Raw genomic sequence first — 12698 nt, 5'->3', positions numbered from 1 at the left:
CGGGCCCTCGTTCCAGTGTACGAAGGTGGTCTGGCGGCCGGGCTGCGGCGGGTGAAGAATTGGCGCATGAACCCCCCTGAGACCTCGAGGCACATCAGCGTCGTCATCGCCCGGCCTGTCGGCGACGTCTACGATTTCGTGGTCGATCCGGCGAACCTGGCGCGGTGGGCGTCGGGTCTCAGCTCTTCGACCGAACTCATCGACGGGCGCTGGTACGCCGACTCGCCCATGGGGCGCATCGAGGTGTCGTTCGCTCCGCGCAACGAGTTCGGGGTGCTCGACCACGACGTGACCGCGCCGAGCGGCCAGGTGTTCGTGAACCCGATGCGCGTGATCGCGCATCCCTCTGGGTCAGAGGTCGTCTTCACGATCCAGCCCCAACCGGGCGTGGCCCCCGAGACCGTCGACGCCGACGCCGCCACGGTGGCGGCCGACCTCATCACCCTGCGCACCCTCCTCGAGGCCTGACGGGCTGCTCCCCACCCCGGCCCACTTTGCGCGAAGGCACGTTCTGGAGCCGTTTGGCGTGCCTTCGCGCACAGTGGAGACGCTGCGAGGCGAGGGGCGAGGGGCGTGAGGCGTGGGGCGTGGGGCGTGGGGTCAGACCAGCGGGCGCAGGGTGTCGGCGAGGGGCGTGGTGGGCCGGCCGATGAGGCGCGAGAGGTCGTCGCCCGACGTGTCGAGCAGGCCGTCGGCGATGTTCGCGTCGAGGCCGACCAGGAATCCGATGGTCGCGTCGTCGAGGCCCGCGCCGCGCAGGATCTCGGCGTGCTCGGCCGACGTCACCGAACGGTAGATCACCTCGCGACCGAGCAACTGCGTCAGAACAGAGGCGAAGTCGTCACCGTTCCACGCGATGTCGCCCGACAGCTCGTAGACACGGGCATCCGCCCCGCTGCCTCCGGTCAGGCCCCCGCCGGTGAGCACGGCAGCGATGGCCTCGGCGTAGTCGGGGCGCGAGGCGCTCGCGACGCGGCCGTCGCCGGTGCTGGCGAGGTAGACGCCCGACTCGGCGACCTGTGCGAGCGTGCGGCTGTAGTTCTCGTTGTACCAGTTGTTGCGCAGAATGGTCGCGGCGACTCCGGATGCCCGCAGGTACTCCTCGGTGGCCTTGTGCTCAGGCGCGAGAATCAGGGGGCTCGAGTCGGCCCGCGGGGCACTCGTGTACACGATCTGTGTGACGCCGGCGGCCTTCGCCGCATCGATGGCGTTGGAGTGCAGCGGAACGCGGTTTCCGGGCTCGCTGGCCGAGACGAGCACGAGGGTGTCAGCGCCCTCGAAGGCTGCGGTGAGAGTCGCGGGCTCGGCGAAGTCGATGACGGCGGTGCGTACGCCGAGCTGCCGCAGGGCATCCACTTTCTCGGCGTTGCGGCCGGCGGCGACGATGTTCTGGGGTGCGACGCCGCGGGCGATCAGGGCGTCGACGGCCGCACGGCCGAGGGGGCCGGTGGCGCCGGTGACGACGATGGTGGGGGTGGAGTCGCTCATGATGATTCGCATTCTGTGTTCGGGGTTCGGGTGTTCGGGGTCGGGGTGTTCGGTGTTCGGTCTGGTCGTGGGTGCAGCGGGTGCGATCTGCATTCGGGGTAGCGGCGGGTGCGATTCGCACTCGGGGTTCGCGTCGGCCCGCATCTGCCGCACTAATGAATGTCTCAACGTGAGGCTAGCCGATGTACTTCCCGAATGAAGGTACCCACTATTTGGTAAGCTGCTAACCATGACGATCATGACAGCGCCCGAGTCGGCCCGGCACCTTGTCGCCGGCGTGCTGAACGGAGCGCCCGCCGAGGGCTCTGAGTGGCCTGCCGGGTCGGGCATGAACGTGTTCTCGTCAGCATGCCCGAGCCGCACCGTGCTCGACCACATCACGAGCAAGTGGGGTGTTCTGATCATCGTCGCCCTGTCAGACGCAACGTTGCGCTGGGGCGAACTGCGCCGAACGATCGACGGCATCAGCGAGAAGATGCTCGCCCAGACCTTGCGCGTGCTCGAGAACGACGGCCTGGTGCTGCGCACCGTGCAGGGCACGATTCCGCCTCGGGTCGACTACCAGCTGACCGAGCTCGGGCACGACCTCTGCGACACGCTCATTCCGCTGCTGCGCTGGGTGGGGTCGAACGCGGGCGAGATCCTGGCGTCCGCAGCGGCGGCGGCGTCGGCCGCGGTGTCGACCGCGTCATCATCGGCCGCGGCGCCTGCTACTGCGTCGGCCCCGGTTCCGGCGTAGCGGCAGCAGCCCTGGCCGCAGCCGCCCGCTTCGACTCCTCGAGGTACCGCATCGCATCAGCCAGCCTGAAGCGCCGGTGGGTGCCGCGGTACTCCACCGGAATCACCCCGTTGTTCGCCTGCCGCAACAGGTACGTGGCCGAGATGCCGATCAACTCGGCCGCCTGCGATGTGGTCAGCAGAGCATCCGTCGACGCCACCACCACCGCATGCCCCTCTGCGAGCCGCTGCAGCAGGTCGGCCACCGCCTCGACGGCCTCGTCGGGCAGCTCGCGTTTCGCCAGCGCGCTGCGGATGCCCGGCAGCTGCCGCGCGACCGCCGCCGCCGCCTCGCCGCTCAGTGCCTCTGTGGCGCGTTCGTTCAGTGCAGGCATCCTCCCACGTTACCGGCGCTTCGCGGCCGGCGGGTCAGACGCGCTCCGCGGCCGCGGCGCGGGCGCGGGGGATGAGGCGCTCGAGCTGGGTGACGTGCTCGGGGGTGAGCTCTTCGAGGGAGGTGACGCCGAGCAGGCGCATCGTGCGGATGATCTGGTCTGACAGTATCTGGATCATGCGGTCGACGCCCTCGCGCCCCCCGGCCATCAGGCCGTAGAGGTAGGCGCGGCCGACGAGGGTGAAGCGGGCCCCGAGCGCCACAGCCGCCACGATGTCGGCGCCCGACATGATGCCCGTGTCGAGGTGCACCTCGTACTCGCTTCCGACCTCGCGAACCACCTCGGGCAGCAGGTGGAAGGGAATGGGCGCGCGGTCGAGCTGGCGGCCGCCATGGTTCGAGAGCACGATGCCGTCGACGCCGAGGTCGGCGAGCCGGCGGGCATCCAAGACGTTCTGCACCCCCTTCACGACCACCTTGCCGGGCCACTGCGCCTTGATCCAGGCGAGGTCGTCGAACGTCACGGTGGGGTCGAACATCGAGTCGAGCAGCTCACCGACGGTGCCCGACCAGCGGTCGAGCGAGGCGAAGGCGAGGGGCTCGGTGGTGAGAAAGTTGATCCACCATTCGGGGCGGGGCAGCGCGTTGACGACGGTGCCGAGCGTCAGCTGCGGGGGAATAGAGAATCCGTTGCGCTTGTCACGCAGCCGCGCGCCGGCCACCGGAACGTCGACCGTCACGAGCAGGGTGTCGAAGCCGGCGGCCGCCGCCCTGTCGACCAGCGCCATCGAGCGGTCGCGGTCTTTCCACATGTACAGCTGAAACCAGTTGCGACCGTGCGGGTTCGCGGCCTTCACGTCTTCGATCGCCGTCGTGCCCATGGTCGACAGCGAGAACGGGATGCCCGCCGCAGCGGCCGCGCCGGCACCGGCGATCTCACCCTCGGTCTGCATCATGCGTGTGAAGCCGGTGGGCGCAATGCCGAACGGCATCGCGACGGGGGCGCCCAGCACATCCCACCCCGTGCTCACCTTCAACACGTCGCGCAGAATCGCCGGGTTGAACTGGATGTCTTCGAACGCCTGCCGCGCCCGCGCCAGGCTGATCTCGCCCTCGGCGGCCCCTTCGGTGTAGTCGAACGCGGCCTTCGGCGTTCGACGCTTGGCGATGGTGCGCAGGTCGGCGATGGTGAGCGCCGACTCGAGGCGCCGGCGCTTCGAGTTCAGATCGGGCGCCTTGAACTGCATGAGCGGCGCGAGGTCGCGAACCTTCGGAATTCGACGATCAACCATGGGTGGTGCCTTCCGTTTGTTTCGAGTGGGCCGAGGCGGGCGCGACAGGCGACGGATGCCCGAACCCCGCCTCGGCGTAGTAACCGGTGATGTGGCTGTTCACCGCGGCGCTGGCGGCCTCGGGGTCGCCGTCTCGAATGGCGTCGACGATCGCGCGGTGCTCCCGCTTCAGACGGTCGCTGGTGCGGTGCCACGACTCGAGGTGCGCGACCCCGGCGATCGAGTAGCCCTCGATGGAGTCGCGGAGGCCCGTCATCGTGGCGGCGATCACCTCGTTGGTGGTCGCCTGGGCGAGGGAGAGGTGGAACTGCGCGTCGAGGGCGAGAAACTCGGTCGGGGTGGGGTCGCCCTGCTCCATCGCGTCGAGGATCTCGGTCGCGGGTGAGAGGTCGGGCATCCCGGGCCCCTCGGTGAGAGCGTGGGGGGCCGCGCCGCGGGCGGCCGCGTGAACCGCGTCACCGGCATGGCGAGCGTCGGCGCGGGCCACGGCCGCGGCGAGCTGCCCGGCGACGGCGGTCTCGAGGATGAGTCGCGTGCTCACGACGTCGTCGACGCGAAAGCCCTGGGCGGCGACCTGCAGCCTGATCAGCGACGACATGGCGCCGGAGGGGCGGGCGATGATGATCGCACCCGAACCGGGCCCTGATCCGGTCTGGGTACGCAGAAGCCCGAGCACCTCGAGCACGCGCAGGGCCTCTCGTACCGACGAGCGGCCGACTCCGAGGTCGGTGGCGAGGGTGCGCTCTGACGGCAGGTGGTCGCCGGGGGCGAGGGTGCCGGCGAGCAGCTGGCGTTCGATGTGGGCGAGCACGTCTTCCCACGCGCGGGTGCCCGGTGTCAGGAGGGTCACGGCAGGCATCCCTTCGTTGCGAGGCGCGATCATCGGAGGCCACCAGCGAACCCTGTGTGGTCAGACCACTGTGGTCAGACCACACACTACCTCAGAACCGCGCGCCGGCCAAGACCGAAAGGTCATAGTCGACTCATAGCCTCTCGGCAGAGCCCGCGGAGATCGGCGAGCGAGAGTATTCGCATGAACCCGCAGGAACGCCCACTCGCTCTCGATGTCGTGGTGCCTGTCTACAACGAGCAGGTCGCGCTCGAGCCGAGCATCCGTCGGCTGACGACTTATCTCGCCGAGGCGATGACGGTGCCGTGGCAGGTGACGATCGCCAACAACGCCAGCGTCGACGCCACACCGCAGATCGCCGACGCCCTGGCCGCCGAGCTCGCCGAGGTGCGCGTGGTGCACACCCTGCGCAAGGGGCGGGGGCATGCGCTCAAGCTGGCCTGGGGTTCGTCGGCTGCCCAGGTGCTCGCGTATGTCGACGTCGACCTGTCGACCGATCTCGCCGCGCTGCCCCCGCTTGTCGCCCCGCTGCTCTCGGGGCACTCCGACGTGGCGATCGGCACCCGGCTCTCGCGGTCATCACGAGTCGTGCGCGGAGGCAAGCGGGAATTCATCTCGCGCAGCTACAACGTGCTGCTGCACGGGATGCTCGGGGTGACCTTCTCTGACGCCCAGTGCGGGTTCAAGGCGATCAGGTCTGACGTCGCGGTGGTGCTGCTGCCGCTCGTGCACGACGACGCCTGGTTCTTCGACACCGAGCTGCTCGTCATCGCGCAACGGTCGGGACTGCGCATCCACGAGGTTCCGGTCGACTGGATCGACGACCTCGACTCCCGCGTCGACATCGTGCCCACGATCAGGCAAGACCTGCGCGGGGTGCTGAGGGTGGGGCGCGACCTGGCGCGCGGGGTGATTCCCGTTCAGTCGGTGTACGCCGAGCTGGGGCGCTCGCCCATCGGGCCGGTCGCCCGGCCGTCGTTCCTCGGCCAGGTGGTGCGGTTCGCGCTCGTGGGAGGGCTCTCGACCATCGTCTATGCGCTGCTGTACCTGGCGTTCCAGGGGGCTCTGGGGGCGCAGGCGGCGAACTTCACGGCGCTGCTCATCACGACCATCGCGAACACGTGGGCGAACCGCCGCTTCACCTTCGCGGTCAGGGGGCCCGAGCGGGCGCTCATCCACCAGTTCCAGGGCCTGATCGTGTTCGGCATCGCCTGGGCCATCACGTCGGGTTCGCTTGTCGCGCTGACAGCGTTGGCGCCTGGAGCACCCACCGTCGTCGAGCTCATGGTGCTGACGGTCGCGAACCTCGTGGCGACGATGCTGCGGTTCGTGCTGCTGCGGCGGTGGGTGTTCACAGCGCCGAAACGGGTGACGCCGGCGGCGCCGGTGGTCTCCCACCTCTCCGCTGCCTCGGGGCAGGAACCGGCCGTCTCGAGTGACGCCACGGGCCGGGAAGGCGCCGGCCGAGTAGTCACCGGCCGAGTAGTCACCGGCCCGGAGGCGACGGGCCGAGAAGCCACGGGCCAGAAACCGACGAACCAGAAAGCGAGCGCCGCCTGACATGAGCAGCAGCACTCTTCCCCAGCCCGTGCCGACCGCCCCCGGCGCCGCCTCCGCGCCCTCCGCGCACACCGCCACCGCCCCCGGCCGGCTGAGCGGCGGCCTGCGCGGGTTCGGGCACGCGCTCATCCGCGGCAGAGCCGACCGAGCCGTGTGGGAGCGCCCCGCCTTCGTCGGGCTGATGATCGTCTCTGCGTTCGTCTACCTCTGGAACCTGTCGGTGAGCGGCTACGCCAACGAGTTCTACTCCGCAGCGGTGCAGGCCGGCTCGCAGAACTGGGAGGCCTTCCTCTACGGCTCGTCAGACGCGGGCAACTCGATCACGGTCGACAAGCCGCCCGCGAGCCTCTGGCTGATGGAGCTCTCGGTGCGCGCGTTCGGCCTCAGCTCGTGGTCGATCCTGTTGCCCGAGGCCCTGATGGGCATCCTGACCGTCGCGCTCGTCTACCTGATCGTGCGGCGGCACTTCTCGGCCGGGGCCGCCCTGCTCGCCGGCGGAGTGCTGGCGAGCACGCCGGTCGCCGCCCTGATGTTCCGGTTCAACAACCCGGATGCCCTGCTGGTCGTGCTTCTGACGGCCTCGGTCTACTTCACCCTCCGTGCCATCGAAGGCGGCCGCGCGCGTTGGCTGCTGCTCGCCGGTGCGATGATCGGGTTCGGATTCCTCACGAAACAACTGCAGGCCTTCGTGCTGCTGCCGCCGCTCGCCGTCGCGTACGGCTGGGCCGCGCCGGTGAGGTTCGGCCGGCGCCTGCTGCACCTGCTCGGCGCCCTGGCCGCGGTGATCGTGTCGGCAGGCTGGTGGGTCGCGCTCGTCGAGCTGATTCCGGCGTCGATGCGGCCCTACGTCGGCGGGTCGCAGAACAACGACTTTCTCGAACTCACCTTCGGCTACAACGGCTTCGGCCGCCTCACCGGCGCCGAGACCGGCAGTGTCACCGGTGGAGGCACCACTCTCGGTGGCGGCCAATGGGGTGCCACGGGCATCACCCGCCTGTTCGACGGGGAGTTCGGCGGCCAGATCGCGTGGCTCATCCCGGCCGCGCTGGCTCTCATGGCCGTGTCGTTCGTGCTGCTGCGCCGGCAGAGGCGAACGGATGCCCGGCGGGCCGTCTTCGTCATGTTCGGCGGCTGGCTGCTGCTCACCGGGTTGCTCTTCAGCTTCATGGCCGGCATCTTTCACGCCTACTACACCGTCGCGCTGGCTCCGGCCATCGCTGGTCTCGTCGGCGCCGGGGCGGTCATGCTGTGGAACACCCGCCGGTACCTCTGGGCGCGACTCGTCGCGGCGGCGATCGTGCTGGCGACCGGCATCTGGGCGTTCGCGCTGCTGACGAGGGCGACCGACTGGCTGCCGTGGCTGAAGGTCGTGGTGTTGGTGCTGGCGGTCGTCGGCGCCGGGCTGCTGGTGCTTCGGTTCAAGCGTCGCTCGCTGCGCATCACCACCATCGTGGTGGCGCTCGTGGCGGTGCTGCTGGCGCCGACCGCGTACACGCTGCAGACGATCTCGTCGGCGCACACCGGCTCGTTGCCGACCGCGGGGCCGGCGGTCGCGTCGTCGACCGGGTTCGGTGCGGGCGGCGGGTTCGGGCGCGGCGGCGGAACGGGCGCGCGCGGTGCGACCGGCGGCGGAACACCCCCGGGTGGCTTCGCGCAGCGCGGTATCGGCAGCACGGGAGCAGGCGCGGCAGGGGGAACGGCAACCGGCGGAACCGGTGCCGGCACGGCCGGCGGAGCGGGCTTCGGCGGCGCGGGCGGTGGCGGCGGCGGTCTGCTCGGGGGAGCGACGGTGAGCTCTGAGCTCAGCACCCTGCTCGCGACCGACGCCTCGAGCTACACCTGGGCGGCGGCGACCGTCGGGTCGCAGAACGCCGCGAGCTACCAGCTCGCCAGCCAGGCCGCAGTGATGCCGCTCGGTGGATTCAACGGCAGCGACCCGTCGCCCACGCTCGAACAGTTCGAGCAGTACGTCGCCTCGGGCCAGATCCACTACTTCGTCGCGGCCGGCAGCATCGGCGCCTCGAACGGCGGCAGTTCAGACGCGTCGCAGATCGCCTCGTGGGTCGCCTCGAACTTCAGCGCCCAGACCGTGGGAGGTACCACCGTGTACGACCTCACCGCCGGCTCCACCTCGGTCACCAGCTGACCCCGCCGGTAGGCTTGCTGCCGCGGGCCGATGGTGTATCAGCCGAGTCCGCGTGAGCAGGAGACGGAAGGGGCCGACGTGGGCCGGGTGTTTGTGGTGGGGTCGCTGAACGTCGACTCGGTGGTGCGGGTGCAGCGGCATCCGTCGCCCGGAGAGACGGTTCGGGCATCCGACCTGGCCACGTTCTGGGGCGGAAAGGGCGCCAACCAGGCCGTCGCCGCGGTGTCGGCCGGGGCCGATGTGGTGTTCGTCGGGCGGGTCGGCGACGATGCCGAGGGCGAGACTTATCGCCGGCGTCTCGAATCGCGCTCGATCGACGTGCGGGCGCTGCGCGTCACCCGCGACGTGACCACCGGACACGCGATGATCGCCGTCGACGAGAACGGCGAGAACACGATCATCGTGTCACCTGGTGCGAACGCCCGTGTCACCCTGGCCGACCTCGATGTTCTGCGCGGCGAGGGCGGCCTCGACACGACAGACACCGTCTACGAGTCGGAGCCCGCGGGCATCCGGCCGGCCGACGTGCTGCTCGTGTCGCTCGAACTCGACCTCGACGTCGTGTCGGAGGCCGTGCGCATCGCTGCGGCAGCAGGGGCGCGGGCCGTGCTGAACCTGGCTCCGTTCGCCGCACTGGAGCCCGAGGTGCTGGCGCTGGCCGACCCCGTGGTGGTGAACGAGCACGAGGCGGCGCAGCTGCGGGAGGCGGGAATCGAACCCGCGTCGATGCTGGTCACGCTGGGGTCTGCGGGCTCGCGCTGGGGCGACGTGTCGGTCGAGGCGCAGCGTGTGGAGTCGGTCGTCGACACCACGGGAGCGGGCGACTCCTACTGCGGAACGCTCGCCGCACGGCTCGCGGCAGGCGACTCGAACGAGGAGGCCATGCGCGCGGCCAGCGCGGCGGCCGCCCGCTCGGTCACCTGGAGCGGCGCACAGCCCGCCTGATGTGCCGGCCGCGCCCGGCACCGGCCGCCCGCAGTGCCGTCGCGCCGCCCGCAGTGCGGTCGCCCGCCCCCAGTGCCGTCGCCCGCCCCCAGTGCCGTCGGGCCGCCACCGCAAGGCCCACCCGCCGGGCCGCCGCACGACATAGTGTGGGAGGCAGAACGCGACGCCGCGCCCCGTGCGCGTCGCCGAACGAGAGTGAGACGAACGTGCGCATTGCAGTCACCGGCGGGTCGGGCAAGCTGGGCCGAACCGTGGTCGCCTACCTCCGCGAGCACGGCCACGAGGTCTTCAACCTCGACGTCACCGGCCCCCGCGAACCCGGAACGATCAGGGTCGACTTCACGAACTACGGCGAGACCGTCGATGCACTGATGGGCGTGAACGACCGGTACGACGGGTTGGATGCCCTGGTGCACCTGGCCGCGATACCTGCGCCGGGCATCCTGAGCGATGTGGCGACGTTCGACAACAACATGGTCTCGACGTTCCATGTGCTGCAGGCCGCGCGCCGGGCCGGCATCACGAACATCGTCGTCGCGTCGAGCGAGACCGTGCTGGGGCTTCCGTTCGACACGCCGCCGCCATACATCCCTGTGGACGAGCAGTACCCGGCCCGGCCCGAGAGCGTGTACTCGCTGACGAAACATCTCGAAGAGCAGCTGGCGATCGAGCTGACCCGGTGGGATGAGGAGCTGAAGATCATCTCGCTGCGGTTCTCGAACGTCATGTACGAAGAGGACTACGCCGAGTTCCCGTCGTTCGACGCTGACGCCCGCGCTCGCAAATGGAACCTCTGGGGCTACATCGACTCCCGCGACGGCGCGCAGGCGGTGCTGCGGGCCCTCGAGTGGCCGGGCGCCGGCTATGAGCGTTTCATCATCGCGGCCGCCGACACGGTGATGAGTCGCAGCAACGCCGAGCTGGTCGCCGAGGTGTTTCCCGACACTCCCGTGCGCGGCGATCTCGGCGAGCACACCACGCTGCTCTCGATCACGAAGGCGCGCACGGTGCTCGGGTACGACCCGCAGCACTCGTGGCGCGACACGCAGCGCGGTGACTGAGTTCACCATCGAGCGCCTCGAGGTGCCGCTCTCGCTCGATATGGATGCCCCGCAGCACTCGGTGGTGCGCGACTTCGTCGATTCGGTGGAGGTTCGCAACGCGAGCGAGGTGCGCGCCTACGGCACCCCCGAGGTCGCATACCCGGCGGTCGAGCTGCTGCCGAACTGGCTCGATCCGCATGAGCCGAAGGTGCTCTGGGTGGCCAGGCTCGACGGCCGCATCGCGGCGCGGGCCGTGCACGAGTCGCAGCTCGACTCGGCGGCCGACATCGGCTGGATCGACATCGATGTGCACCCCGACGCCGAGCGGCGCGGCATCGGCCGGGCGCTCGCCGACCTCGTGGAGGGCCACGCGCGCTCCCTCGGCCAGTCGCGGCTCATCTGCTACGCCGTCTCGCCGCCGCTGCTGCCGCCCCTGCCCGCTGGCTCGACCCCGCCCGGCTCCGCCACCCCGCCCGGCCCCGGCTCGGCATCCGGGTGGCTCGTGCCCCCGACCGGGTTCGGCGGGGTGCCCACGAGCAACCGCGAAGTGCGCTTCCTGCTCGCCCGGGGCTACCGTCTCGAGCAGGTCGAGCGCGCGAGCCGGTTCGCGCTGCCGGGTGACGCCGCCCACCTCGCGACCCTGCGTTCGGCGGCCGAGGCCGCAGCCGGCCCCGACTATCGCGTGCACCTGTGGGCCGGAGCCACCCCGCCCGAGTGGCTGGCCGACCTCGCGACCCTGCTCACCCGCATGTCGACGGATGCCCCCACCGCCGGCCTCGACGAACCCGAAGACGTGTGGACCCCCGAGCGCGTCGCCGCTCACGACGCCCGCTCGGGATCGGGCGCGCGCCAGACCCTCACCGCCGCCGTCGAACACCTCCCGACCGGGCGGCTGGCGGCGTTCAGCCAGCTCTCGGTGCCCCTCGACCGCAGCCGCCCCGTCAGCCAAGACGACACCCTCGTGCTGAGCGATCATCGCGGACACCGCCTGGGCATGCTGGTGAAGGTCGCGAACCTCGAGTTGCTCGCGCGGGTGGCGCCCGGGCATCCGTCGGTTCTGACCTGGAATGCCGAGGAGAACCGCCACATGCTCTCGGTGAACGAGGCGGTCGGTTTCACAGCCATCGGCTACGAGGGCGCCTGGCGCCTCGACTTCTGAGAGGCCCGGCTCGTCGCCCGGCGCCTCGACCCCTGGCGCCCGATGCGATGCCCGACCTCTGATGGCACTCGCCGGGCATCCTGAGCTCGTGGTGCGAGGTCGACCCTTTCAGCCCGCCATAATTGGTCATGACCGAATCTCCGCCCTCCCGCCCGACGAACGCCCTAGCCATCGTCTCCATCGCCGTCGCGGGCTGTGTCGCTGTCGCCGGCGCCCTGACGGTCGCCGCCCTCGCGCTCGTCGTCGCGCTCGTTCCGTCTCTGATGGCGCACGGCCTGCCTTCGTCGCTCGCGATCGTGCCGGCGACATCGGCTCCCTCCGGTGCGGCCGGCGGCTCGGCGGGCGGCTCCGCTCCGGGCTCGGCGACGCAGCAGTCGGTGACCACGTCGTGCACGACGGTCGCGAACGCGCTCGACACCGTCGACCAGACCGACTTCGCCGCCGCACTGAACGATCCGGGCGCCGACCCGCAGGCGGCGAAGACCGTGGTCTCCGGGGCCTCGGCCGCGCTCGACGGGGCGCTGCCCAGCGTCACCAGCACTCAGATCAGCGGGCTCGTCTCCGGCGTGATGGAGGGGCTCGACGCCGAGACCACGGCGCTGAACCGCTACCTCGCCGATCCGAGCATCGGCACCGACGACCTCTCAGAGAACGCCTACCAGACCCAGGCCGCCCTCAACCTGCTCGCCGACGCGTGCGGGGCCGAGGTGGGCAGCGATCCGTCGGCACCGCAGACGAAGGCCCAGGCCTGCGCTGTACTCGACGAGCAGACGACCCGCGCCGACTTCGTGAACACCGTGAAGCGGGCCGACGGCAACCCGGCCAAGATCATCGCGGCCATCAACACCTACGCGAACGATCTCGAGGTCGGCATCTCGCAGATCACGAACACCGACATCATCGCGGTGGCGACGGCGGCCGATGTCGACGTGCGTGCCGAGGCGAAGGCGCTGAAGGCATACGAAGTCGATCCGAGCGGCGGCAACCAGGCGGTCGTCGACGCGGCGACGAACGTCGAGGCCAGCGCGTAGAGCCTGATCGCGGCGTGTGCTGCGTGACCAGACGCCACGCAACAGTCAAGAAACACCCCGGCAACACGGTGGG

At 70.4% G+C, this 12698-nt stretch carries 12 protein-coding genes; 8 read left to right on the top strand and 4 right to left on the bottom strand.

The window, feature by feature from the left end; translation table 11 throughout:
• Positions 1 to 66 precede the first annotated feature (66 nt).
• A complete protein-coding gene (locus V3W46_RS03625) occupies positions 67 to 468 on the top strand; it encodes an SRPBCC family protein (protein ID WP_331781729.1) in 402 nt (133 codons plus the stop codon).
• A gap of 132 nt (positions 469 to 600) precedes the next feature.
• Here the strand turns inward: V3W46_RS03625 and V3W46_RS03620 are convergent, their stop codons facing one another.
• Complete coding sequence (locus V3W46_RS03620; protein ID WP_331781728.1) at positions 601 to 1488, bottom strand: SDR family oxidoreductase; 888 nt, start codon at positions 1486 to 1488, stop codon at positions 601 to 603.
• Between the two features lie 328 nt (positions 1489 to 1816).
• On the opposite strand from V3W46_RS03620, the gene V3W46_RS03615 reads away from it, so the two are divergent.
• Complete coding sequence (locus V3W46_RS03615; RefSeq protein WP_331781903.1) at positions 1817 to 2227, top strand: winged helix-turn-helix transcriptional regulator; 411 nt, start codon at positions 1817 to 1819, stop codon at positions 2225 to 2227.
• Here the strand turns inward: V3W46_RS03615 and V3W46_RS03610 are convergent.
• The 3 genes from V3W46_RS03610 to V3W46_RS03600 are packed head-to-tail and all read right to left on the bottom strand — an operon-like array spanning position 2199 to position 4741.
• Complete coding sequence (locus V3W46_RS03610) at positions 2199 to 2600, bottom strand: helix-turn-helix domain-containing protein (protein ID WP_331781727.1); 402 nt, start codon at positions 2598 to 2600, stop codon at positions 2199 to 2201. The genes V3W46_RS03615 and V3W46_RS03610 overlap by 29 nt on opposite strands.
• A 34-nt stretch (positions 2601 to 2634) precedes the next feature.
• Positions 2635 to 3891, bottom strand: coding sequence for an alpha-hydroxy acid oxidase (locus tag V3W46_RS03605; RefSeq protein WP_331781726.1), 1257 nt, complete (start codon positions 3889 to 3891; stop codon positions 2635 to 2637).
• On the bottom strand, positions 3884 to 4741 hold the full coding sequence (locus tag V3W46_RS03600; RefSeq protein ID WP_331781725.1) for a FadR/GntR family transcriptional regulator: 858 nt from the start codon (positions 4739 to 4741) through the stop codon (positions 3884 to 3886). The genes V3W46_RS03605 and V3W46_RS03600 overlap by 8 nt, the downstream gene beginning before the upstream one ends.
• A 183-nt stretch (positions 4742 to 4924) precedes the next feature.
• Here V3W46_RS03600 and V3W46_RS03595 point away from each other — a divergent pair, with 183 nt between their 5' ends.
• The 6 genes from V3W46_RS03595 (at position 4925) to V3W46_RS03570 (ending at position 12625) form a co-directional block, all read left to right on the top strand.
• Positions 4925 to 6301 carry a bifunctional glycosyltransferase family 2/GtrA family protein gene (locus V3W46_RS03595; protein ID WP_331781724.1) on the top strand — a complete coding sequence of 459 codons (1377 nt, stop codon included), beginning with the start codon at positions 4925 to 4927 and terminating at the stop codon, positions 6299 to 6301.
• Between the two features lies 1 nt (position 6302).
• Positions 6303 to 8447 carry an ArnT family glycosyltransferase gene (locus V3W46_RS03590; protein WP_331781723.1) on the top strand — a complete coding sequence of 715 codons (2145 nt, stop codon included), beginning with the start codon at positions 6303 to 6305 and terminating at the stop codon, positions 8445 to 8447.
• Between the two features lie 78 nt (positions 8448 to 8525).
• Positions 8526 to 9392, top strand: a complete 867-nt coding sequence (locus tag V3W46_RS03585) for a ribokinase (RefSeq protein WP_331781722.1) — start codon at positions 8526 to 8528, stop codon at positions 9390 to 9392.
• Positions 9393 to 9598: 206 nt separating this feature from the next.
• A complete protein-coding gene (locus V3W46_RS03580) occupies positions 9599 to 10453 on the top strand; it encodes an NAD-dependent epimerase/dehydratase family protein (protein WP_331781721.1) in 855 nt (284 codons plus the stop codon).
• Positions 10446 to 11594, top strand: coding sequence for a GNAT family N-acetyltransferase (locus tag V3W46_RS03575; RefSeq protein ID WP_331781720.1), 1149 nt, complete (start codon positions 10446 to 10448; stop codon positions 11592 to 11594). The genes V3W46_RS03580 and V3W46_RS03575 overlap by 8 nt, the downstream gene beginning before the upstream one ends.
• Positions 11595 to 11722: 128 nt before the next feature.
• A complete protein-coding gene (locus tag V3W46_RS03570; RefSeq protein ID WP_331781719.1) occupies positions 11723 to 12625 on the top strand; it encodes a hypothetical protein in 903 nt (300 codons plus the stop codon).
• The last annotated feature ends 73 nt before the right edge of the window (positions 12626 to 12698 follow it).

This window comes from Subtercola sp. YIM 133946, from assembly GCF_036553535.1.
Lineage (GTDB): Bacteria > Actinomycetota > Actinomycetes > Actinomycetales > Microbacteriaceae > Subtercola.
The sequence above is the reverse complement of the archived record's forward strand: the minus strand, read 5'-3'. Positions and strand labels throughout refer to the sequence as shown.

Coding starts and splice junctions, on each gene's coding strand:
- V3W46_RS03615 (WP_331781903.1), top strand. CDS start 1,817: ATGAACGTGTTCTCGTCAGCATGCCCGAGCCGCACCGTGCTCGACCAC.
- V3W46_RS03590 (WP_331781723.1), top strand. CDS start 6,303: ATGAGCAGCAGCACTCTTCCCCAGCCCGTGCCGACCGCCCCCGGCGCC.
- V3W46_RS03620 (WP_331781728.1), bottom strand. CDS start 1,488: ATGAGCGACTCCACCCCCACCATCGTCGTCACCGGCGCCACCGGCCCC.
- V3W46_RS03595 (WP_331781724.1), top strand. CDS start 4,925: ATGAACCCGCAGGAACGCCCACTCGCTCTCGATGTCGTGGTGCCTGTC.
- V3W46_RS03570 (WP_331781719.1), top strand. CDS start 11,723: ATGACCGAATCTCCGCCCTCCCGCCCGACGAACGCCCTAGCCATCGTC.
- V3W46_RS03610 (WP_331781727.1), bottom strand. CDS start 2,600: ATGCCTGCACTGAACGAACGCGCCACAGAGGCACTGAGCGGCGAGGCG.
- V3W46_RS03605 (WP_331781726.1), bottom strand. CDS start 3,891: ATGGTTGATCGTCGAATTCCGAAGGTTCGCGACCTCGCGCCGCTCATG.
- V3W46_RS03625 (WP_331781729.1), top strand. CDS start 67: ATGAACCCCCCTGAGACCTCGAGGCACATCAGCGTCGTCATCGCCCGG.